Raw genomic sequence first — 22,518 nt, forward strand, 5'->3', positions numbered from 1 at the left:
CCATGTCCCTCGTTCCAGAAATCGATTACGGCACGCCGGCCTCCACATCCGAAACCATGGTGACGCTCACCATCGACGGTCGCCAGATCACGGTGCCCGAGGGTACGTCGATCATGCGCGCCTCGATGGAAGCAGGCATTCAGGTGCCGAAGCTCTGCGCCACCGATATGGTCGATGCCTTCGGCTCCTGCCGCCTCTGTCTCGTCGAGATCGAAGGCCGCAACGGCACGCCGGCCTCGTGCACGACGCCTGTGGCACCCGGCCTCGTCGTTCACACGCAGACCGGCCGGCTGAAGGACATCCGCCGCGGCGTGATGGAACTCTATATCTCCGACCACCCGCTCGACTGCCTGACCTGCGCCGCCAATGGTGATTGCGAGCTACAGGACATGGCTGGCGCCGTCGGCCTGCGCGATGTGCGCTACGGCTATGAGGGCGACAACCACGTCAAGGCGCGCAACAACGGCGACATCAATCTGAAATGGATGCCGAAGGACGAGTCGAACCCCTATTTCACTTATGATCCTTCGAAGTGCATTGTCTGCTCGCGCTGCGTGCGCGCCTGCGAGGAAGTGCAGGGCACGTTTGCGCTGACGATCGAGGGCCGCGGCTTCGGCTCGCGGGTCTCGCCCGGCATGCATGAGAGTTTCATCGACAGCGAGTGCGTTTCCTGCGGCGCCTGCGTGCAGGCCTGCCCGACGGCGACACTGACCGAGAAATCTGTGATCTCGATCGGCCAGCCGGAGCATTCGGTCGTCACCACCTGCGCCTATTGCGGTGTCGGCTGCTCCTTCAAGGCGGAGATGCGCGGCGAGGAGCTGGTGCGTATGGTGCCCTGGAAGGACGGCCAGGCCAATCGCGGCCATTCCTGCGTCAAGGGCCGCTTCGCCTATGGCTATTCGACCCACAAGGATCGCATCCTTAACCCGATGATCCGCGAGAAGGTGAGCGATCCCTGGCGTGAAGTGACATGGGATGAGGCCTTTGCCCATATCGCCACCGAGTTCAAGCGGCTGCAATATCAGTATGGCCGCGATTCCATCGGCGGCATTACCTCCTCGCGCTGCACCAATGAAGAGACTTTTCTGGTGCAGAAGCTGGTGCGCGCAGGCTTCGGCAACAACAATGTCGATACCTGCGCCCGCGTCTGCCATTCTCCCACAGGCTACGGCCTCGGCCAGGCGTTCGGCACCTCCGCCGGCACGCAGAATTTCGACAGCGTCGAGCATTCCGACGTCGTCATCGTCATCGGCGCCAACCCGACGGATGGCCATCCGGTCTTCGGCTCGCGCCTGAAGAAGCGGCTGCGCCAAGGCGCCAAGCTCATCGTTATCGATCCGCGCCGCATCGATCTTGTGCGCACGCCGCATGTCGAAGCCAGCTATCATCTGCCGCTGAAGCCAGGCACTAATGTCGCCATTCTGACGGCACTGGCGCATGTGATCGTGACGGAAGGCCTGTTCGACGAGAAATTCATCCGCGAGCGCTGCGACTGGTCCGAATTCGAGGATTGGGCTGCCTTCGTTTCCGAACCGCAGCACAGCCCGGAGGAAACGGAAAAATACACCGGCGTTTCTCCGGAACTCGTACGCGGTGCTGCTCGTCTGTTTGCCAAGGGCGGCAATGGCGCGATCTATTACGGTCTCGGCGTCACCGAGCACAGCCAGGGCTCGACCACCGTCATGGCGATCGCCAACCTTGCCATGGTGACGGGCAATATCGGCCGTCCGGGCGTCGGCGTAAATCCGCTGCGCGGACAGAACAACGTGCAGGGCTCCTGCGACATGGGCTCCTTCCCGCACGAGCTGCCGGGCTATCGCCACATCTCTGACGATGCGACCCGCGATATCTTCGAAAAGCTCTGGGGTGTGAAGCTCAACAACGAGCCGGGCCTGCGTATTCCGAACATGCTCGATGCCGCCGTCGAAGGCACGTTCAAGGGCATCTACATCCAGGGTGAGGACATTCTCCAGTCCGATCCGGACACCAAGCATGTTGCGGCCGGCCTTGCTGCGATGGAATGCGTCGTCGTCCACGACCTCTTCCTGAACGAGACCGCCAACTACGCCCACGTCTTCCTGCCCGGTTCGACCTTCCTGGAAAAGGACGGCACCTTCACCAATGCCGAGCGCCGCATCAACCGCGTGCGCAAGGTCATGACCCCGCGCAACGGCTATGCCGATTGGGAAGTGACACAGAAGATGGCGCAGGCCATGGGTCTCGGCTGGAACTATACGCATCCGTCCGAAATCATGGACGAGATCGCCGCGACGACGCCGAGCTTCGCGCTCGTCTCCTATGACTATCTGGAAAAGATGGGCTCGGTGCAGTGGCCCTGCAACGAGAAGACGCCGCTCGGCTCGCCGATCATGCATGTCGATGGCTTCGTGCGCGGCAAGGGCAAGTTCATCCGCACGGAATATGTCCCGACCGACGAGCGCACCGGCCCGCGCTTCCCGCTGCTACTGACGACCGGGCGTATCCTCAGCCAGTACAATGTCGGTGCCCAGACGCGGCGCACGGAGAATGTCGTCTGGCACGCGGAGGATCGCCTGGAAATCCACCCACACGATGCCGAGCAGCGCGGCATCCGCGAGGGCGATTGGGTGCGGCTCAGCAGCCGATCCGGCGACACGACGCTTCGGGCGTTGATTACCGACCGCGTCGCGCCCGGTGTGGTCTATACGACGTTCCATCATCCGGACACGCAGGCGAACGTCATTACCACGGATTATTCCGACTGGGCGACGAACTGCCCGGAATACAAGGTGACGGCCGTGCAGGTCTCGCCCTCGAATGGTCCATCGCAGTGGCAGGTCGAGTATGATGAACAGGCCCGGCAGTCCCGGCGCATCGTTGGGAAGATGGAGGCTGCGGAGTGAGTTTGAGGATGCTTTCTCCTTCTCCCCTTGGGGAGAAGGTGCCCGCAGGGCGGATGAGGGGGTCTTTTCGCGCGGGAAGAATGGGCCTTCGCTCGCGCTCAGGACGCTCGGAGCCGTCGCTCCTCGCTCCCCTCATCCGACGCTTCGCGCCACCTTCTCCCCGAGGGGGAGAAGGGGAGACCGGATAATGACCAAATTCACGCCCACCACCCTCGTCCCCGAGACCGCCCGCCGCAACGGGTTGGTGCGGTCCGGCTCCCGAATTGTCCCCGAGGAAGTACCGATCGCTTTTTCCTATGGCGGCACCTCGCACGCGGTCATGATGGGTACGCCCGCCGATATCGAGGATTTCGCTGTCGGCTTCAGCCTCACCGAGGGCATCATCACCGATATGAGTGAGATTGCTGCGATCGAGCCGATCGAGGACGGGCAGGGGATCGATGTGCAGATCACGCTCGTCGATGATGCTGCGGATGCCCTGCGGCTGCGTCGCCGCCATATGGCGGGCCCCGTCGGCTGCGGCCTTTGCGGCATCGAATCGATCGAGCAGGCAGTTCGCAAGGTGCCGGATGTCTCGAAAGTTGCTTTGAAGCCGACGCAGAGGGATATCGTCCGCGCCATCGCTCTCCTCAATGATGCCCAGCTGCTGCATCGCGAGACGCATGCCGTGCATGGCGCGGGCTTCTATATTCCGTCCGAGGGTCTGCTTGCCGTGCGCGAGGATGTCGGCCGGCACAATGCGCTCGACAAGCTATGCGGCGCGGTCATTCGGTCCGGTCATAAGGGCGCGGATGGCGTGGTCGCCGTCACCAGTCGCCTTTCCGTCGAGATGGTGCAGAAGGCAGCGATATTAGGCAGTTCCGTCCTTGTAGCGATTTCCGCGCCGACGGCGCTTGCGATCCGTACGGCCGAGGAGGCCGGCATGACGCTGGTGGCGCTGGTGCGCGACGACGATTTCGAGATTTTCACCCATCCGCATCGCATCATCACGGGGAGCATCGCCGATGTCGCCTGACGAAACACCTCATGGCAAGACCGAGACCAAGCTTATCTATATGGCGAATCAGATCGCCACCTTCTTCAAGACACAGCCGGCGGGCGAGGCGGTGCAGGGTGTGGCTACGCATATCAACAAATTCTGGGAGCCGCGCATGCGGAGACAGCTGTTCGCGATCATCGATCATGGCGACAGTGGGCTGAATCCTTTGGTCCTGGAGGCGGCCTCGCTGATCCACAGGCCGGCGCCGGCCGAGGAAATTAAGTCGGCTTAATACTAACACAGATGGCGCATTGGGATGGAGAGTGGAGGCTCTATCGTCGAATGCGGTTCCTTTGAGGAAGGGTGCCGGTCTTTGAAGCAAGGAGGAGTTGTTCATGACGGCTGCGGATACGAATATTTCCCGAGGGACGGCGACGGCGGGTCTGCTCGACCGTGAGCGAATTATCGCCAAGCCGGGCTTCAACCGGTGGCTGGTGCCGCCGGCGGCATTGGCGATCCATCTCTGCATCGGCATGGCCTATGGATTCAGCGTTTTCTGGCTGCTGCTCTCCAAGGCGCTCGGTACGCCGACTCCAGCCCCTGCAGAATGCGCCAGCCTCAATCTTCTGACCGCCCTGTTCACGACGAGCTGCGACTGGCGCGTAAGCGATCTCGGCTGGATCTATACGCTGTTCTTCGTGTTGCTCGGCTCCTCCGCCGCCATCTGGGGCGGGTGGCTCGAGAAAGTCGGGCCGCGCAAGGCCGGCGTAGTCGCTGCCTGCTGCTGGTGCGGCGGTATCCTAATCGCGGCCGTTGGCGTCATTTTCCATCAGCTCTGGATCATGTGGATCGGCGCCGGCGTCATCGGCGGTATTGGGCTTGGTCTCGGCTATATTTCACCCGTGTCAACGCTGATCAAATGGTTTCCGGATCGGCGCGGCATGGCGACCGGCATGGCGATCATGGGTTTCGGCGGCGGCGCGATGATCGGGGCGCCGCTTGCGAGCCTGCTGATGAACCACTTCCGCACTGATGGATCGGTGGGCGTCTGGCAGACCTTCATCGTCATGGCGGCGATCTATTTCGTCTTCATGATGGGCGGCGCCTTCGGCTATCGCCTGCCGCCGGCCGGCTGGCGTCCTGAGGGCTGGACGGCGCCCGCGGCCAAGAGCTCGATGATCACCACCAAGCATGTGCATCTCCGCGATGCCCACAAAACCCCGCAGTTCTGGCTGATCTGGGCAGTATTGTGCCTGAATGTCTCGGCCGGCATCGGCGTCATCGGCATGGCCTCGCCCATGCTGCAGGAGATTTTCGGCGGAGCCCTCATCGGCCTGCCGGATCTGAAATTTGCCGACCTCAGCAAGGATCAGATCGCCACCATCGCTGCCATTGCCGCCGGCTTTGCCGGGTTGCTGTCGCTCTTCAACATCGGCGGCCGCTTTTTCTGGGCGTCACTCTCCGACAAGATCGGCCGCAAGAACACCTACTATTGCTTCTTCGTCATCGGCATTGCGCTCTATGTCCTGGCTCCCTGGGCGGCCGGTATCCATAGCAAAGTGCTGTTCGTCGGCGCTCTCTGCATCATCCTATCGATGTATGGCGGCGGCTTCGCTACCGTTCCCGCCTATCTTGCCGATATCTTCGGCACGCAGTTCGTAGGTGCGATCCATGGCCGGCTGCTGACGGCATGGGCGACGGCCGGGATCATCGGGCCTGTCGTCGTCAACTATATCCGCGAGGCGCAGAAGGCGGCAGGCGTGGAAGGCGCCCAGCTTTACACCTTCACCATGTATATTCTTGCGGGCATGCTGGCTCTGGGCTTGATCGCCAATTCGCTGGTCAAGCCGCTCTCGGATAAATGGTTCATGTCGGACGAGGAGGTGGCGGCGCTGCAGGCAAAGACCGCCGCCGCCAATGCCGGCCCCACCGGCTCTTTCGGCATCGGCACGGGCGGTTTCGATGGAAAGGCGCTGATCGCCTGGGCACTCGTCGGCATTCCGCTCCTCTGGGGCGTATGGGTGACGATCAAGAGCACTTACGCATTGTTTGGCTAAACGATCCTCCGTAAGACGACGAGGCCGCCCCGAATTTCGGGGCGGCCTCGTGCTTTTCAGCAAGTTTGGCGGTCAAGCTGCGCGCCGCATCACCATATCGCGGATCATCGAGTCGGCGAGGCGGAATTGCGCAAGCAGCGTATGTAGCGCGTCCGCTTCGTTTGCGAGCCGGAGGCTTGCGGCCGTGCTTTCCTCGACCATGGCAGCGTTCTGCTGAGTGGTCTGATCCAGCGAATTGATCGCCGAATTGATTTCCCGAAGGCCGATCGTCTGTTCCTTCGAAGCCTTGACGATGGCGGCGACGTTGGTGTTGATATCGGCGACTTGAGTAACGATATGCTCCAGCGCCCTGCCTGTCTGACCGACCAGGCCGACACCATTCTTGACGTGCTGGCTCGATGTCGTGATCAGCGCCTTGATCTCCTTGGCGGCACTGGCCGAACGCTGAGCAAGCTCGCGCACTTCCTGCGCCACGACGGCGAAGCCTTTGCCCGCCTCGCCGGCACGGGCGGCTTCGACACCGGCATTCAATGCGAGAAGATTGGTCTGGAAAGCGATATCATCGATGACGCCGATGATGTTGGTGATCTCGCGCGAGGATTTCTCGATCTGATCCATGGCGGCGACGGCATTGCGGACCACTGTGCCGGATTCTTCGGCGCCGCGTTTGGTTTCGGCAACGAGACGCCCTGCTTCTTCCGCACGCTGGCTGGAATCGGTGACCGTCGTGGTGATTTCCTCCAGAGCCGCCGCCGTCTCTTCCACCGATGCAGCCTGCTGTTCGGTACGCCTTGAGAAGGCTTCTGCTGAGTGGCCGAGCTCGCGCGAGCCGGCGGCAATGGCGCTAGCATTGTGGCCGACGGTGGTCAGCGTTTCGGAAAGCTTCTCGATCGTTGCGTTGAAATCGTGGCGAAGCTGCTCCATGGATGGCACGAAGGACCGCTGGAGCGTCTTCGTCAGGTCGCCTTCCGACAGGCTGCGAAGGGCGCCGGCGATTTCGTTGATGGCGCTCATGCGCGAGGTAACGTCCGTGGCGAATTTCACGACCTTGTAGACCTTGCCGTCGGCGTCGACGATGGGGTTATAGGCCGCCTGGATCCAGATTTCCTTGCCGCCCTTGCCGTAGCGGACGAATTCGTTGGCGATGAACTCGCCCTGCGCTAGGCGCTGCCAGAAGCGCTTGTATTCCTCGGTGCGGGCATAGGAAGGATCACAGAAGATGCTGTGATGCTTGCCTGTGATCTCGCCGAGCGCATAGCCCATTGCGCTGCAGAAGTTTTCGTTCGCGGTCAGAATTTCGCCGGTCGGCAGGAATTCGATGACGGCCTGCGAGCGCGAGAGCGCCTCTAGCTTGCCCGCATCGTCGATTGCCTTCTTCTTGGCTTCGGTGACATCGACAGCGAATTTTACGACCTTGATCGGCTTACCGTTGCGGAAGACAGGATTGTAGGAGGCTTGTATCCAGATCTCGCGATTGCCCTTGGCATGACGCTTGTAGGTGCCGGCATCATGTTCGCCGCGGCCGAGACGCGCCCAGAAATCTTGATAGGCAGGGGTTGTGACATAGGAGGGATCACAGAACATCCGGTGATGATTGCCGACGATTTCCTTCAGCTCATAGCCCAGCGTGCGGCAGAAATTCTCGTTTGCGGTCAGAACCTTACCTTGAATGTCGAATTCGATGATGGCCTGCGATTTGGAAACGGCGGAAAGAATGCGGCTGGCATCGGATGATAGACTGAACATTCCCATTCCCTCTTAGAAAGCTCGCCTTTGTCGGGCGTCGATTAATGGCTTCGAAGCGGGCGGCCGCGCTCGTCGGCACGCCGAAGGACGACGTTCCGCAAGGGATGGTCGGAATGTATAGATTGTATTTTCTTTCCTCGCTTCACAATCGATGATGGAGTTTCCTCCTTTAATTTTAGGTAAAAATTAGCTCATTAGAAATTATAATTTAAATAAAATATAACTGGCTAAAATTAGGAGATAATAAAAAACCGCCGCAAGAGAGCGGCGGTTTCTTAAAAAGGACTATGCGGCGAAGTTAAGCGGCGAGCTCGTCTGTTTCGTTTTCCTTGAACATCTTGGCGAGGTTCAGGAAGCAGATCATGCCATTCTCCGTGGCGATGATGCCTTCGCAATAGGCGCGATCGAAGGAGGCGGTCACTTCCGGCACCGGTTGCACCTGGCTGGAGGCGATCGTCAGGATGTCGGAGACGCGGTCGACCAGCATGCCGATGACCATGTTATGCACTTCGGCGACGACAATGGCGCTGCGTTCGTTGGCGACCGTGCTCTGCATGCCGAGCTTGTAGGCAAGGTCGATGATCGGGATGACCGAACCGCGCAGGTTCATGACGCCGATGACATCGGCCGGCGCGTGCGGGATCGGCGTCGAGGGTGCCCAGCCGCGTATTTCGCGGATCGTGGTGGTCTTGACGCAGAATTCCTGATCATGCAGCCGGAAGGCAATGATCTCCAGAGTATCGCCGCTGAAGCTGGTGGAATTGATCGTGGCCATGAACGTTCTTCCCATTGAACCCGTGACGCCGATGCGGCGCGTTATTGGCACGATAGCGAAAGAAGATTGCTTAAACCTAAACCTATGCAAGCGGTTTCGATAGTATTGGCTGGCAAAGCCAGATGCTGGAAGTATGGAGGTTGTAAAGGGAGAGCGGCCACCCGCCCCGTGGTTCGAGGGCGCTCACGCGCCACCTCATCATGACGGCTGATCGTCTCCCTTTGCTGCCAAAGAACGTACCTCTATCAGCGAAGGGCTCACTCCACCCTCATCCTGAGCTTGTCGAAGGACGAGGGTGGCCCCAGTGAGGACTGGTTCGCTCATTGGCGAAGCGTGTTCGATTTCTCTGCCGGCCGGACAGCGCCTCAGGCGGCCCGGGTCGGTCGATCGAAGATGCGCCGGCCAAAGAGGCTTGCGGCCATTTCCACCAGCACGCGGGCGCTCTTGCCGCGATCATCGAGGAACGGGTTGAGCTCGACCAGATCGAGCGACGAAACGAGATTGCTGTCGGAGAGCATCTCCATGATGAGATGCGCTTCGCGATAGGTCGCGCCGCCCGGCACGGTGGTTCCGACGCCCGGCGCGATATCCGGATCGAGGAAATCGACATCGAAGCTGACATGCAGCAGGCCGTTGGCTTCGCTGACGGTATCGAGCACCTTGCGCATGATGGCGGCGACACCCTGCTCGTCGAGCGAACGCATGTCGAAGACGTTGACGCCGTGTTCGCGGATTTCCTCGCGCTCGCGGGGGTCGACGGAGCGGATGCCGACCTGGAAGACCTTCGTCGGGTCGACCAGCGGCCGCCCGGCCGGCAGAACACCCTCGATCTCGGCTTCGCCGCAGAAGAATGCAACGGGCATGCCGTGAATATTGCCCGAGGGGGAGGTGGCGGGCGAATTGAAATCGGAGTGGGCGTCGAGCCAGAGCACGAAGAGCGGGCGGCCGACCTCCGCCGCATGGCGGGCCATGCCGGAGACGCTGCCCATGGAGAGACTGTGGTCGCCGCCGAGGATCAGCGGGAAGCCGCCAGACGATGCGACATCATAGACCTTCGCTTCCAGCGCACGCGTGAAGGCGCCGACAATCTTCAGATTGTGAGCGTGGGGATGGTCCGGAAGATCCGCTGCCGGAACAGGATGCAGGTCGCCGCTATCCGTGACGCGATGGCCAAGTTCGGTCAGTGTGGTTTCGATACCTGCGATGCGAAGCGCCGTCGGACCCATGCCGGCGCCGTGGCGGCCGGACCCTTCTTCCAGGGGGACGCCGATCAGGGTAACGGGAGTGGATTGCGTATTCATCGGCATTGCTCCGAGGGTTAGAGCGCTTCCGGAAGAGCCAGTAGCGGCTTTGCCCGGGACGGCATGAAAATGAGATAGACCAGTTCGGAGAATCCATGAAGAGCCGAACCGGTCTGAATTATGTTGGCGCGCATTATCGATTGTCTGGATGACAGCAAAAAGATGAAAAATTGTCCAAAATCGACTGGGTTTCGACAGATTGATCAATCCGATTGCGCAGAATGACAAGCGCATGGACGATCTTAATGCAATCTCGCCTTGTTCGACGAGATGCTTCGTGTTTCGAGGCTACAGCCCTTGGACGGACTCAGGAGCCTACGCACCTCAGCATGGGCTGATCTTCTATGCGTGGCGGCAAAACTCTCCCCGTCTCACCCTGAGGTGCTTTGACGATTGAGCGTCGGCGAAAGCGGCAAAGCCTCGAAGGGCGAGGTGGCCGCGCATTGGCCTGAGCAGAAAAGCGCGAGATCTTCTCAATATTCATGCTCATAGACGACGCCGGCTTCCCCGGCGCCGTCCGATCCCGCCGCACCGCGCAGCTTCACGCCGCGACCGACGTTAAAATTGATGATGGCCTTGGTGTTGTTTGAAGCGCCCTGCTGCAGTTCGATATAGGTGCGCTTGTTGATATACTTGCCGGCGCCAACCTGTGCCTGGCCGTTCGCATCCGTCGAGATGTCGAGATCGTCGACGCCAAGATGGCTGCGCAGGCCTTCGAAGAGCGAGGTGGAGCGTCCGCCGGCCAGCTGGCTTGCCGCATCGGCGAGCTGGGCGATCTGCATGGCCGATAGTTTCGACATGGATTGGCCGAAGATCAGCTGTGCCAGCACCTCGTCCTGCGGTAGGGCCGGTGATGAGGAGAAGCCGATCTGCGGGTCGGTCGCCAGCCCGGTGACGTCGACCGTAATGGTGGTGGAGCCTGCCGTCGACGTCGCTTCCATATTGAGCGCCGGCGTCAGATCGCCCCCGAAGGTGATTTTGCTGGTATCGGTGAAGTCAAGCCGACGGCTCAAGATGGTCAGGCGCCCGCGCCGCATGGTGAATCCACCGGACACGATTGGTTCTGCTGCCGTGCCGCGCACCGTGATGTTGCCGCCGAGTTCGGCATCGATGCCGCGGCCGCGCACGAAAATCTGCGAGGGTGCCTCGAGTTGCAGATCGATACCGAGGGTGGTCGATTTGCTGCGCGGCGCCTCCGGTTTCTGATCCTTGAACTGGGCATTGACCGCAGCCGGCGCATTCTTGTGCTTGATGTTGATCTCAGACAGCGAGGCCGGCAGCTTCTGCGGCACGGTGATCGATGCCTTGTTGATCCTAAGATTGCCCGTCAGCATCGGCGCGGTCATCAGCGGTCCTTTGATGCCGAGCGTGCCGTTGACCGTCGCGGTGACCAGGGTCCCGTCGACATAGGTCGCATTGTTGAACTTCATCTGGATATCGGCAGGGAAGCCGCTATCCGGGGTAATGCCGACCGTGCCGCTGCCGGAAACGCTGCCGCCGCTCGTGAGGTTGCCGCTCAGCCGCGAGATGACGGCCTGCCTGCCGTCGAGTGTTACGGTGACGGCGAGGCCGTTGAGGGTCAGATTTCGCCGTACATCGACCAGCTTGGCGCCGTCGGTGGTGATCGAGCCGGTAATGGCGGGTGCTGCCGTCGTGCCGCCGATCTGCATGTCGATTTTCGCCGTACCCGTCATGACCAGGCCTTGGGCGGCCAGCTGGCCTGCCAAGGCGTCGAACGGCAGACTACCGGTAAACCTCAGCGCCATCGCCTTGTTGCCGGCAATGGCGACGGTGCCGCCGCCATTCAACGCCAGGCCGCTCTGGCCGGTCAGGTTGGTGTTGATGGTGATGACATTATCGGCGAACTTGCCGTCGGCCTTGATGCCGAGCGCGGCGAGGCCGGCGGATTTCGTCTGGCTTGTTGCTGCTCCCGACCAGTTGGTCTGGAAGACAACGGCCGGCGAGGCTGCCTTGCCGGTGACCGCGATCGTGCCCGAGATGACGCCTTCTGCCGCAAGCGTCGGCGCAAAGACATTGGCCAGGCTCGCGGGCAGGTTGGCTATCTTCGCATTGATGTTCAGGACCTGCCCGGCGGTGCCATCAACGGTCACTGAACCGCCACCGGTCTGAAGGGTCAGGCCGTTCAGAGAGGCGATGCCGTCCTTGATGACGATCTTCGTCGGCGATGCGAGCTTCACCGGTATCGTGCGCGGCGCGCCTGCAAACGAGTCGAGGCTCACCGTCGTCTGGCCGCCAGCCGTTTCGACGCTGCCGTGTGTCGTCAGCGGCGCGTTGTCGTATGTGGATTTCAGATCGAAATCCGTGCGGCTGCCCTGCTGGGTGAAGGTCAGGTTAAGATCGGCGATGCGGTTGGCGCCGGAGGCGATCGTATCGGCGCGGATGGTGCCATTTGCGGAGAGGGCCTTGAGATCATCGACGGCAAGTGCGACGGCCGGCTTGCTAATGACGAGATCGTCGCGGCGGATGCCGCTGCCGTTTGCATTGACTTTCAGGCCGATCTTGCCGCCGGTGCTGGCGATGTCGAGCGAGCCCTTGAGGTCGCCCTCGGCCTTCTGCCCGGCTAGGGCTGCGAGCAGGCTGAGATCCGGCAGGTCGAAGGTCAGCGCGCCTGTCGGCTCGAAGCTCGGTGACAGATCCAGCTTGCCTTGCAGTTTGTTGGTGCCGATTTCGGCTGCCAGCGATGGGATACTGGTGCGGCCATCCTTGGAAACGGCATCGGCGGTGATGCGGATCGGCTTGCCGTCGATTGCCCCATTTGCCTGGATATTTGCCTGTGGTGCCTTGGGATTGGCGGTACCGGTCACGCCGATATCGAGCGTATCGAGCAGCCGTCCCGCCAGCTTGACATTGACGGCCTTGACGGTCGCGTCGATGCCGAGTGCAGAGAGCGGTCCCTTGGCCTTGAGACCGATATCGGCCTGTCCTTGTGCGTTCGGGACGAGCTTGGAAAGGTCGAGTACCTTGCCGGATAGATCTGTGGTCAGCGATTGGTCGTTGAGCGCGACATTGCCATTGATTTCGGCGACATTGGATTTCACCGCAAGATTGGAGAGCGTCATCTTGGTCGGCACCGTGCCGGCGACCTGGCCTTCCAGGGAGATCGTGCCTTCGAACTTGTCCGAGACACCATCCGGCAGAACGCCGGGCAGGGCGAAAAGCTTGAAATTGCCCGTCAGCGCCTTCGACGACAGCGTATATTTGCCGTTGACGGTGCCGCCGATGCTGGCGCTTTCCAATGTCGTATTGTTGAAGCCGATCGTATCGGGCGAGAGCTGCAGCGGCGCAGTCAGCGCAATCGGCGCGCGGATGAGGCGATTGAGGTCGGGGCTCACGAAGGCCGTCTGGCCGACAACCAGGCGAAGCTGCAGCGGGCCGGACATACCGGTGAGATTGAAGGCATCGCTGCGGGCACTGAGATTGATCTGTCCGATATCGCCCTGCGGCGTGCTGGCGCTGTCGAGAGCAGCTTTTGCGTCGATCTTCACCGATTGGGCCGCACCCGTCAGCGCGATGTCAACCCGCGAAATCAGGGCGCGGACCTCGCCGTTTTCCATAGGCCAGCGGAAATCGACGGGGCCGGAGGTGCCGATGAGATTGGCATTGAGGCTGTTGTTGCCGGCGGGATCGAGTGTGCCTGATGCGGCAAGCACGGCGCTGCCGGTGGCGAGATTGCCAGTCTGGATATCGATCTTGCCCTTGCCGTCGAAGGTTGCGGAGAGATCGATGGTGGTCTGGCCGGCAAAGAGCGCGCGCATGGTCGGCGGCAGGAGGGAATCGACATCGCCGCCGCCTTTGACATCGATGTGGTGCAGGCCGTCGTTGGAGAGGCTGTGGTGACCGCTGATGGCGACTGTCGGCTTGCCATCGAGTGACGCCTGCAGCTTGCCGGCCCAGTTGGAGAGAGGGCCATCGCCGGAAAGATCGATATTGACGGCAGGGCCGCCCGGCAGGTGCAGCAGCCCGGCCAGCATGCCGTCGCGCGGCTCGGAGATCTGTGTCTTCAGTTTCAGCTGATTGTCGGCCGGAGCAAAGGCGATATCGGCGGAAAGCTTGGCATCGGGCACGTCATGGCGGCTGGCATTGATCACGAGGCCCATGCTGCTGTTGTTTGCCTTGACGCTGCCGTCGGCGGCGAGAACGAAGTCCTGCCCGGCAACGGCCTGTCCGATGCGAAGATCAGGCAGGGCGATGGCGCCGATATCGATGGCGATGGGCAGGGAGAAACCGCTGGAGCTTGCCGGCTGCGTTGCCGGTGCGGGTGCGACCGTCGAAACCGGCAGCCGTTCGAAGTCGACAACGTCGGCTGCGACGCGATCGGCATGGAAGGTGCCAGTCAGCAAGGACAGGGGAGACCAGTCGATGGCAAGGTTCTGCACCTTGGCATAGGGGCCTTTCGTGTCGGAGACAGTGATCGAACCGACCCTCAGATTGCCGTTCAGCAGTCCTGAGGGCGCGGCGATGGCGATGGTACGATCCGGCGTAGATGCAAGCTTTGCCACCTGATCGACGGCATAACCGGTTGCGGAGGGTACGAGGCCGACGACGAGCACAGCCGCGATCACGAGCAAAAGGATTGCCACGACCGCATAGGCGATCCAGCGCACCAATTTCCCGAGGATTCGAATCAATATGCTCATGAAAGCGACAGTAACCTCAATTTCGTAACCGTGTGCTGAAAGGCCCGCGACAACTCTGCGTTTTATCAGAAGGCCTGACCGATGCCGGCATAGATGCCATAAGATGTGCCATTGTCATATTTCTTCAACGGCACGGCGACATCGAGCCTGATCGGACCGAAGGGCGTAGCGTAGCGCAAGCCGACGCCAGCGCCAATGCGCAGATCGGACGCGTCGGGCAAGACGCTGTCTGTGACGCTACCCATATCGACGAAAGGCACGACGCCGATCGTGTCTGTGATCTTCACCCGCGCTTCGAAGGAGGCGGTCACGTAGGAGCGTCCGCCGGTTTCGTCGCCGTGGGAGTTATAGGGCGAGATTTCCTGATAGCTGTAACCACGCACCGAGCCGCCGCCACCGGCATAGAAACGCCGGGTCGCGGGAATGTCCTCGATGCTGTTTGCCCCCAGCAACGAGCCTGCGGCAAGCTTGCCGGCGAAGACCACGTTGTTGTTGGCGCCTATGCCCTTGTAACCGGTGATCGAACCTTCGAAGGAGCTGAAAACCGTGCCGCCCATTGCTTCATAGCTCGGTTTGGCGCTGATGGAGGCACGATAACCTTCGGTCGGATCCAGCTTGTTGTCGCGCGTGTCCCTGATGTATTCGAGCGGGATCGCGACCGTCAGGTAATTATGTTTTCCGAAAGCATCGGTGGTATCGGATTCATAGGACACCTCGCCGCCGGCAGATACCGTATCCTGATCGTTGATTTCATAGGCAAGGCTGCCGCTTGCCGTCGCAGTGTTGGCGTCGTAGGCGTCCGGATGCAGGCTCTGCATCTTGAGGCCGGCCGTGAAGGTCGCCGAAGGATAGAAAGTCGCAGGTCTGACATAGGTGATGCCGGCCGTGTAATCGAACTGGCCAACATCGGTCGTTTCGCCGATGCGGGAGATGGAGCCCTCGATGCGCAGCGAATCCGCGCGCCCCGTGAGATTGCGGTGTCCCCAATAGCCCTGCAGCCCGAAGCCGTCGATGGTGGAATATTGGGCGCCGACGCCAAAGAAGCGCTGCTTGCCTTCCGATACCTCGATGGTCGTCGGGATGCTGCCATCCGGCGCCAGCTTGTCGGCCTCGCGAATGGTAACGCTTGAAAAGACGCCGAGCTTTCTCAGGCGGTCCGAGGCCTTCTTCAGCTCGTCGGGCGAGTAGGGCTTGCCTTCGTTGATGCGGGCATAGCGCTTAATGAAGTCTGGATCGACCGACTTCTGGCCGGTAACGCCGACATTGCCGAAAGGAGCGACGGGGCCGCTTTCGACCTTCAGCAAGACATCCACGGTATTGGTCGAATGATCGGCAACGACCTGGCGCTCGTCCAGTTTAGCGAGTGGGTGGCCTTCGTTCTTGAAGTCGACGACCATCTTGTCGCCTGCCTTCAGAATGGTCAATGAGCCGGCATCGCCGCCCCGCACGAGGCCATAATTGGCCGGGTCCAGCCTCGCGGCGTCGCCAAGCAGGTTGATCTTGCCGAGTTTGAAGACCGGGCCGGGATCGACGCTGATGGTGACGGCAACGGGCTTGGCGCGGCTGAAGGTCGGCGTCGGCGGTAAGGCGTCGAGAGGCGTGCCGTTGACGGCAATGGTGACCACGCCGCCGTAACGGGCCTTTTCGTAAAGCGCTGCTATCAGCCGGTCGCGATCGTCGCGCGCCTTGACGACGACGCCAAGGTCGCCGGATACCGGCTTCTTTTCGTCGGAGATCAGCATCGAGCTATCGCTCAATGCTTCCTTGAGGTCCTTGTCGAGATTATCGGACTTGAAATCCACCGTGTAGCGGACGGGATCGGAAACCTGATCCGCCGTTTCGTCTTCACCCCAGAGCTTGATGCCGAAAAGTTTGAATGCAAAGGCATTTTTGGCGCACACCGGACCGAGCGCCAGCATTGCCGCAACCGCTGCCACGGTTCCTGCCCGCCGATACGCAATACTCTTTCTCGGTTCAGTTCTTTTATGCATACGCCGCTTTACGGTTACATGAGAACTTACTCAGTTTGACGTTTCCCGGGAGTTAACGCGCGGCCACCATAGAGGCAAAAGTCCCTCAGGTGTACCGTTTTGGAGTCAAAAACGGGGAAAAGATAACCTCTTGCGGGCAAAAAGCCCACGTTTCGCGGCGAAATTCCACCTGTTCAGTCGAGCTAAAAAAAGCGGGTTGGAGCCATTCTTCGACAGCGGGACCGACATCAAAGGTCTTGCAGCCCGAACAAAAAAATCCCGGACTTGTAGCCCGGGATCTCCGAAATTCTATGAAAAACCGATCAATAGCCGCCGTAACCGCCGCCATAACCACCGCGATAGCCGCCGCGCGGGCAATCGTCGATGTAGCGACGGCCGTAGCGGTCGCGGTAGTAGCACTGGCCGGGTTGTTCCTGGACGCTGCCGATGACGGCGCCGGAAACGCCACCGATCGCTGCGCCGACTGCCGCGCCGCGGACGTTGCCGGTGACCGCGCCGCCGATGATCGCGCCGGATGCCGCGCCGATGCCTGCGCCCTGTTCTGTCGGTGTGCAGCTTGCGATAGACAAGCCGACCAATGCGAGCATAAGAACTTTCTTCATTTACTCTCTCCAACGTTAGTTAAGCCGAACCCCGGCCAACGTCGTCCCAATTCTTCAGCTCCACCACGATGGGCTGTCTTTACAGTCCTGCAATGATAGAAAATATCGTGCAAAATATGATTGTCTATTGGCGGACGTCAGTTTTTTTATTGCTGAATAAAGGCGGCCTTGCGCCTGGAGAGTAAAACAGTCCTTTGCGAGCATAAAATCAGCCTCCTCTCTAAAGTAGAGGTTGATTGGATTGCGAAAAAGTCAAATGATGCTCCTTGCCTCTGGAGGAGAGGCGAGGAGGAAAATATGGCAAAAGTGACTTTGACGGTGAATGGCCGTTCGGTCAGCGGCGAGTGCGAGGATCGCACGCTGCTTGTCCATTTCATCAGGGAAAAACTCGGCCTGACCGGAACCCATGTCGGCTGCGACACCAGCCAGTGCGGCGCCTGCGTCGTGCACATGGACGGCAAGTCGGTGAAGAGCTGTTCCATCCTGGCCGTTCAGGCTTCCGGCTCCAAGATCACAACCATCGAGGGTCTCGCCGCCAACGGCGAGCTGCATCCGGTTCAGGCCGCTTTCAAGGCGCATCATGGCCTGCAATGCGGCTTCTGCACGCCGGGCATGGTGATGACATCGGTCGACATGATCAATCGTCATGGCGGCAAGCTGGATGAGAAGACGGTGCGCAGTGAACTCGAAGGCAATATCTGTCGATGCACCGGCTATCACAACATCGTCAAGGCGGTGCTTTCAGCCAATGCCGCGATGAATGCCGCGAGCCAAGCGGCCGAATAAATTCCACCGAGACCGTCTGGCTAAACGCCCGGGCTGTGATCTTGGCGGATTGCCAGGCCCGGAACCCCAATGGAGGATGTGATGGGCGTTGAAGGCATTGGCGCGCGCGTGGCGCGCAAGGAAGACAAGCGATTTCTGACGGGCAAGGGGCGCTACACCGACGACATGGTGACGCCGGGAATGAAATATGCCTATTTCGTTCGCAGCCCGCATGCACATGCGAAGATCAAGGGCATCGATGCATCGGCAGCACTCTCCATGCCGGGCGTGATCGGCGTGCTCGACGGCAAGCAGCTGCTTGATGATGGCATCGGCAACCTGATCTGTGGCTGGATGATCCATTCTAAGGATGGATCGCCGATGAAGATGGGCGCGTGGCGGCCGCTGGCGGTCGATACCGTCCGCTATGCCGGCGATGCCGTCGCCATCGTCGTGGCCGACAGTCTTGGCGAGGCACGCGATGCGGCGGAAGCCGTGGCAGTCGACTACGAGGAACTGCCTGCCGTTGTCGAGGCGGTGGATGCGCTGAAAGCCGGCGCGCCACAGATCCATCCGGAAGCGCCCGGTAACCTGATCTTCGACTGGGAACTGGGCGATGCGGCGGCGACCGACAAGGCGATTGCCGAGGCCGCGCATGTCACCGAAATCGAGATTCATAACAACAGGCTTTCGCCGAATGCCATGGAGCCGCGCGCTACGCTCGGCATCTACGATGCGGCCGAAGACCATTATACCTGTTACACGACCAGCCAGAACCCGCATGTGGCCCGGCTCGTCATGAGCGCCTTCTATAATGTCGCGCCGGAAAACAAGCTGCGCGTCATCGCGCCCGATGTCGGCGGCGGTTTCGGCTCGAAGATCTATATCTACCCGGAGGAAATCGTCTGCCTCTGGGCATCGAAGAAGACCGGCGTGCCTGTGAAATGGACGGCCGATCGCACGGAAGCCTTCCTCACCGATGCGCATGGTCGCGATCATGTCTCCAAGGTCAAGATGGCCTTCGATGCACAGAACCGCATGACGGCTTTGAAGGTCGACACGATCGCCAATCTCGGCGCCTATATGTCGCTCTTCTCCTCGGCGGTGCCGACCTATCTCTATGCGACGCTGCTGTCGGGCCAATATGATATCCCGGCAATCCATGCCAATGTCCGCACGGTCTATACCAATACCGTGCCCGTCGACGCCTATCGCGGGGCAGGGCGGCCGGAGGCGACCTATCTGCTAGAACGCACGGTGGAAACGGCTGCGCGCGAACTCGGCGTTTCGCCGGCGGAGCTAAGAAGGATCAACTTCATCCGTTCCTTCCCCCATCAGACGCCCGTCATCATGAACTACGATGCCGGCGACTACGAAGCTTCACTCAACGCCGCCATGCAGCAGGCGGATTGGGCAGGTTTCCCTTCCCGCAAGGCAGCAGCCGCCGCCCGCGGCATGAAGCGCGGCATCGGCATGAGCTGCTACATCGAGGCCTGCGGTATCGCGCCATCGCAAGCGGTAGGATCGCTCGGGGCCGGCGTCGGCCTCTGGGAATCGGCCGAAGTGCGGGTGAATGCGGTCGGAACCATCGAAGTGCTTACCGGTTCGCACAGCCACGGACAGGGGCATGAAACGACCTTCGCGCAATTGGTCGCCGATCGCCTCGGCGTGCCGATCGACAGCGTCTCCATCGTCCACGGCGATACCGACAAGGTGCAGATGGGCATGGGCACTTATGGTTCCCGCTCCGGCGCCGTCGGCATGTCCGCGGTCGTCAAGGCGCTCGACAAGGTGGAGGCGAAGGCAAAAAAGATCGCCGCACATCTGATGGAGGCCGATGAGAGCGATATCGTCATCGAGAACGGCGAAGTGAAAGTGGCAGGCACCGACAAGGCGCTGCCATGGTTCCAGGTGGCGCTCGCCTCCTATACCGCCCACAATCTGCCTGCCGGCATGGAGCCGGGCCTGAAGGAAACCGCCTTCTACGATCCGGCGAACTTCACCTTCCCGGCCGGCTGCTACATCTGCGAGGTCGAAGTGGATCCGGAGACGGGCAAGACCGAGATCGTGCAGTTCGTCGCGGCCGACGACTTCGGCAACATCATCAATCCGATGATCGTCGAGGGACAGGTGCATGGCGGCATCGCGCAGGGTATCGGTCAGGCGCTGCTGGAAGGCGTACATTACGACGAGAGCGGCCAGCTTCTGACGGCGAGCTTCATGGACTACACCATGCCGCGCGCCGATGATCTGCCGTCCTTCCAGCTTTCGCATCAGAATACGCCATGCCCGAACAATCCCCTGGGGATCAAGGGATGTGGCGAGGCGGGTGCGATCGGCTCGCCGCCGGCGTTGATGAACGCCATCACCGATGCGATCGGCAACAACAGGCTGACCATGCCGGCAACCCCGCTCAAGGTGTGGGAAGCGGCGCGGGCGGCTGGCTGAGAGGAGGATAGGACAATGTACGCAACGAATTACCATCGCGCCTCCTCGGTCGACGAAGCCGTGAAGCTTCTGTCTGATGCCGACGAAGGCAAATATGTCTCCGGCGGCATGACGCTGATCGCCACCATGAAGCAGCGTCTGGCATCGCCGAGCGATCTCGTCGATCTCCGGCATATCCCTTCGATCAAGGGAATTCGCGTCGATGGCCGCAGGGTCACGATCGGCGCGGCGACCACCCATGCGGAGGTTGCCTCTTCGGCAGCGATCCGTGCGGTCTGCCCGGCGCTTTGCGACCTTGCCGGCATGATCGGCGATCCGCATGTCCGGCACATGGGGACGATCGGCGGCTCCATCGCCAATAATGACCCGGCGGCGGATTATCCCTCGGCAATGCTGGCGCTGAATGCCACCATCGTCACCGACCGGCGCCAGCTCGCGGCTGACGACTTCTTCCGGGGTCTGTTCGAAACGGCACTGGAAGGGGCGGAGCTCATCACCTCCATCGCCTTCGACGCACCGGAAAGGGCAGCTTACGCAAAATTCCCCAATCCGGCTTCACGCTATGCGATGACGGGTGTCTTCGTCGCCAAGGGGGCGGGGGGCGTGCGCGTTGCCATTACCGGTGCCGGTGCGGACGGCGTGTTCCGCCATACCGAACTGGAGCAGGCGCTTGCGGCGAACTTTCTGCCGGACGCGGTTACCGGCGTGACGGTGGACCCATCCGCGCTGCTGTCCGACCTGCACGCCACGGCCGAATATCGCGCCAATCTGATCAAGGTTATGGCCAAGCGCGCTGTGGCTGCCGCCTAGATTCGCCATGAACAAGCCCGGAGCGGCAGGGTTTACCCTCCGCTCCGGAGAGAGTGTTTCCAGCATGGTTTCGATTGTCAATTTGACGTGAATGGTTATTCTTGTCTGGAATTGTTCAAAATTAGGGGCCATTTGCCGCAGTGGGCGCGAAAGCAATGCGGAGGGGTTGACGTGTGAACCGGCATTCTCGAAAACGGTCGCACGGTACTGGAGCATATGATGGATTTCGAAGCATTTTTTAAAGGCGAGCTGGAAGGCCTGCACAATGAGGGCCGTTATCGGGTTTTCGCAGATCTCGAACGCCGCCGTGGCAATTTCCCCCGCGCTGTCAGACATACCCCGAATGGCCCGCAGGAAGTGACTGTCTGGTGCTCCAACGACTATCTCGGCATGGGCCAGCATCCGAAAGTGATCGAGGCGATGAAGCAGGCGATCGATCACTGTGGCGCGGGTGCGGGAGGCACCCGGAATATTTCTGGCACCAACCACTACCATGTTCTGCTCGAGCAGGAACTCGCCGATCTCCACGGCAAGGAATCCGCCCTGATCTTCACCTCGGGCTACATCTCCAATTGGGCGACGCTCGGCACGCTCGGCGCGCGCATTCCCGGCCTGATCATCTTCTCGGATGCGCTCAACCATGCCTCGATGATCGAAGGCATCCGTTATGCGAAGTGTGACAAGGTCATCTGGAAGCATAACGACCTGCACGATCTCGAAGCCAAGCTGAAGGCTGCCGATCCCAAGGCGCCGAAGCTGATCGCTTTCGAATCCGTTTATTCCATGGATGGCGATATCGCGCCCATCAAGGAAATCTGCGATCTCGCCGACAAATATGGCGCGATGACCTATCTCGACGAAGTGCATGCCGTCGGCATGTACGGCCCGCGCGGCGGCGGTATTGCCGAGCGCGAGGGATTGATGGATCGTCTGACCGTCATCGAAGGCACACTCGGCAAGGCATTCGGCGTCATGGGCGGCTATATCGCCGCTTCGACCGCGCTCTGTGATTTCATCCGCTCGTTTGCGTCGGGCTTCATTTTCACGACGTCGCTGCCGCCGGCTCTGGCTGCGGGTGCCGTCGCCTCGATCCAACACCTCAAGGTCAGCCAGTTCGAACGCATGCGCCATCAGGATCGCGTGCGCAAGCTGCGCGCCCAGCTCGATGCGGCTGGCATTCCACACATGCCGAACCCGAGCCATGTGGTTCCGGTCATGGTCGGCGATGCTGCCAAGTGCAAGTGGATTTCCGATCTGCTGCTGGACGCCGGCGTCTATGTGCAGCCGATCAACTATCCGACTGTGCCGAAGAAGACCGAGCGCCTGCGTATCACGCCGACGCCGCTGCATTCCGATGGCGATATCGAGCAGCTGGTCGGCGCGCTGCACGCGCTTTGGTCGCGCTGTGCGCTTGCCCGGGCCGTTGCGTAAGAGACGGCTTCCGCCTCAAAAATCAAAATGCGCTTCATTGCGGAATATCGGTGCGGTGCCGATTTCCGCAATG

Annotated in this window: 14 protein-coding genes; 8 read left to right on the plus strand and 6 right to left on the minus strand. The window is 60.8% G+C overall.

Features of this window, described 5'->3' with window-relative positions; translation table 11 throughout:
• The first annotated feature begins 2 nt into the window (after nt 1–2).
• The 4 genes from fdhF (at nt 3) to FBZ97_RS22740 (ending at nt 5,918) form a co-directional block, all read left to right on the plus strand.
• Entirely contained in the window at nt 3–2,882 is a 2,880-nt protein-coding gene (gene fdhF / locus FBZ97_RS22725) for a formate dehydrogenase subunit alpha (RefSeq protein ID WP_113354293.1), read from the plus strand.
• A 187-nt stretch (nt 2,883–3,069) separates the two neighbouring features.
• Nucleotides 3,070–3,897, plus strand: coding sequence for a formate dehydrogenase accessory sulfurtransferase FdhD (gene fdhD, locus FBZ97_RS22730; RefSeq protein WP_145322040.1), 828 nt, complete (start codon nt 3,070–3,072; stop codon nt 3,895–3,897).
• Nucleotides 3,887–4,153, plus strand: coding sequence for a formate dehydrogenase subunit delta (locus tag FBZ97_RS22735; RefSeq protein WP_113333905.1), 267 nt, complete (start codon nt 3,887–3,889; stop codon nt 4,151–4,153). The genes fdhD and FBZ97_RS22735 overlap by 11 nt, the downstream gene beginning before the upstream one ends.
• 103 nt (nt 4,154–4,256) lie before the next feature.
• Nucleotides 4,257–5,918 (plus strand): OFA family MFS transporter, encoded by a 1,662-nt coding sequence (locus FBZ97_RS22740; RefSeq protein ID WP_145322042.1) that lies wholly within the window; start codon nt 4,257–4,259, stop codon nt 5,916–5,918.
• A gap of 72 nt (nt 5,919–5,990) precedes the next feature.
• Here FBZ97_RS22740 and FBZ97_RS22745 read toward each other — a convergent pair whose 3' ends face one another.
• From FBZ97_RS22745 to FBZ97_RS22770, 6 genes are all read right to left on the minus strand, one after another.
• Complete coding sequence (locus FBZ97_RS22745) at nt 5,991–7,664, minus strand: PAS domain-containing methyl-accepting chemotaxis protein (protein ID WP_113354290.1); 1,674 nt, start codon at nt 7,662–7,664, stop codon at nt 5,991–5,993.
• A 298-nt stretch (nt 7,665–7,962) separates the two neighbouring features.
• Nucleotides 7,963–8,439: a chemotaxis protein CheW gene (locus tag FBZ97_RS22750; RefSeq protein WP_095436032.1), complete on the minus strand. Its 477-nt coding sequence runs from the start codon at nt 8,437–8,439 to the stop codon at nt 7,963–7,965.
• A gap of 365 nt (nt 8,440–8,804) precedes the next feature.
• Entirely contained in the window at nt 8,805–9,740 is a 936-nt protein-coding gene (gene rocF, locus FBZ97_RS22755) for an arginase (RefSeq protein ID WP_145322044.1), read from the minus strand.
• 473 nt (nt 9,741–10,213) lie between these two features.
• Complete coding sequence (locus FBZ97_RS22760; RefSeq protein WP_145322046.1) at nt 10,214–14,398, minus strand: translocation/assembly module TamB domain-containing protein; 4,185 nt, start codon at nt 14,396–14,398, stop codon at nt 10,214–10,216.
• 65 nt (nt 14,399–14,463) lie between these two features.
• Complete coding sequence (locus FBZ97_RS22765) at nt 14,464–16,389, minus strand: autotransporter assembly complex family protein (RefSeq protein ID WP_113354288.1); 1,926 nt, start codon at nt 16,387–16,389, stop codon at nt 14,464–14,466.
• A gap of 302 nt (nt 16,390–16,691) precedes the next feature.
• Nucleotides 16,692–16,991 (minus strand): glycine zipper domain-containing protein, encoded by a 300-nt coding sequence (locus tag FBZ97_RS22770; RefSeq protein WP_069612891.1) that lies wholly within the window; start codon nt 16,989–16,991, stop codon nt 16,692–16,694.
• A gap of 297 nt (nt 16,992–17,288) precedes the next feature.
• On the opposite strand from FBZ97_RS22770, the gene FBZ97_RS22775 reads away from it, so the two are divergent.
• The 4 genes from FBZ97_RS22775 (at nt 17,289) to hemA (ending at nt 22,445) form a co-directional block, all read left to right on the plus strand.
• Nucleotides 17,289–17,777: a (2Fe-2S)-binding protein gene (locus tag FBZ97_RS22775; RefSeq protein ID WP_113354287.1), complete on the plus strand. Its 489-nt coding sequence runs from the start codon at nt 17,289–17,291 to the stop codon at nt 17,775–17,777.
• An 81-nt stretch (nt 17,778–17,858) separates the two neighbouring features.
• A complete protein-coding gene (locus FBZ97_RS22780) occupies nt 17,859–20,204 on the plus strand; it encodes a xanthine dehydrogenase family protein molybdopterin-binding subunit (RefSeq protein WP_113390820.1) in 2,346 nt (781 codons plus the stop codon).
• A 15-nt stretch (nt 20,205–20,219) separates the two neighbouring features.
• Nucleotides 20,220–21,014, plus strand: coding sequence for a xanthine dehydrogenase family protein subunit M (locus FBZ97_RS22785; RefSeq protein WP_113354285.1), 795 nt, complete (start codon nt 20,220–20,222; stop codon nt 21,012–21,014).
• A 219-nt stretch (nt 21,015–21,233) separates the two neighbouring features.
• Complete coding sequence (gene hemA, locus FBZ97_RS22790; RefSeq protein ID WP_069612971.1) at nt 21,234–22,445, plus strand: 5-aminolevulinate synthase; 1,212 nt, start codon at nt 21,234–21,236, stop codon at nt 22,443–22,445.
• Nucleotides 22,446–22,518 lie beyond the last annotated feature (73 nt).

Source organism: Rhizobium sp. ERR 942 (assembly GCF_007828395.1).
In the GTDB taxonomy this organism is placed as follows: domain Bacteria; phylum Pseudomonadota; class Alphaproteobacteria; order Rhizobiales; family Rhizobiaceae; genus Rhizobium; species Rhizobium dioscoreae.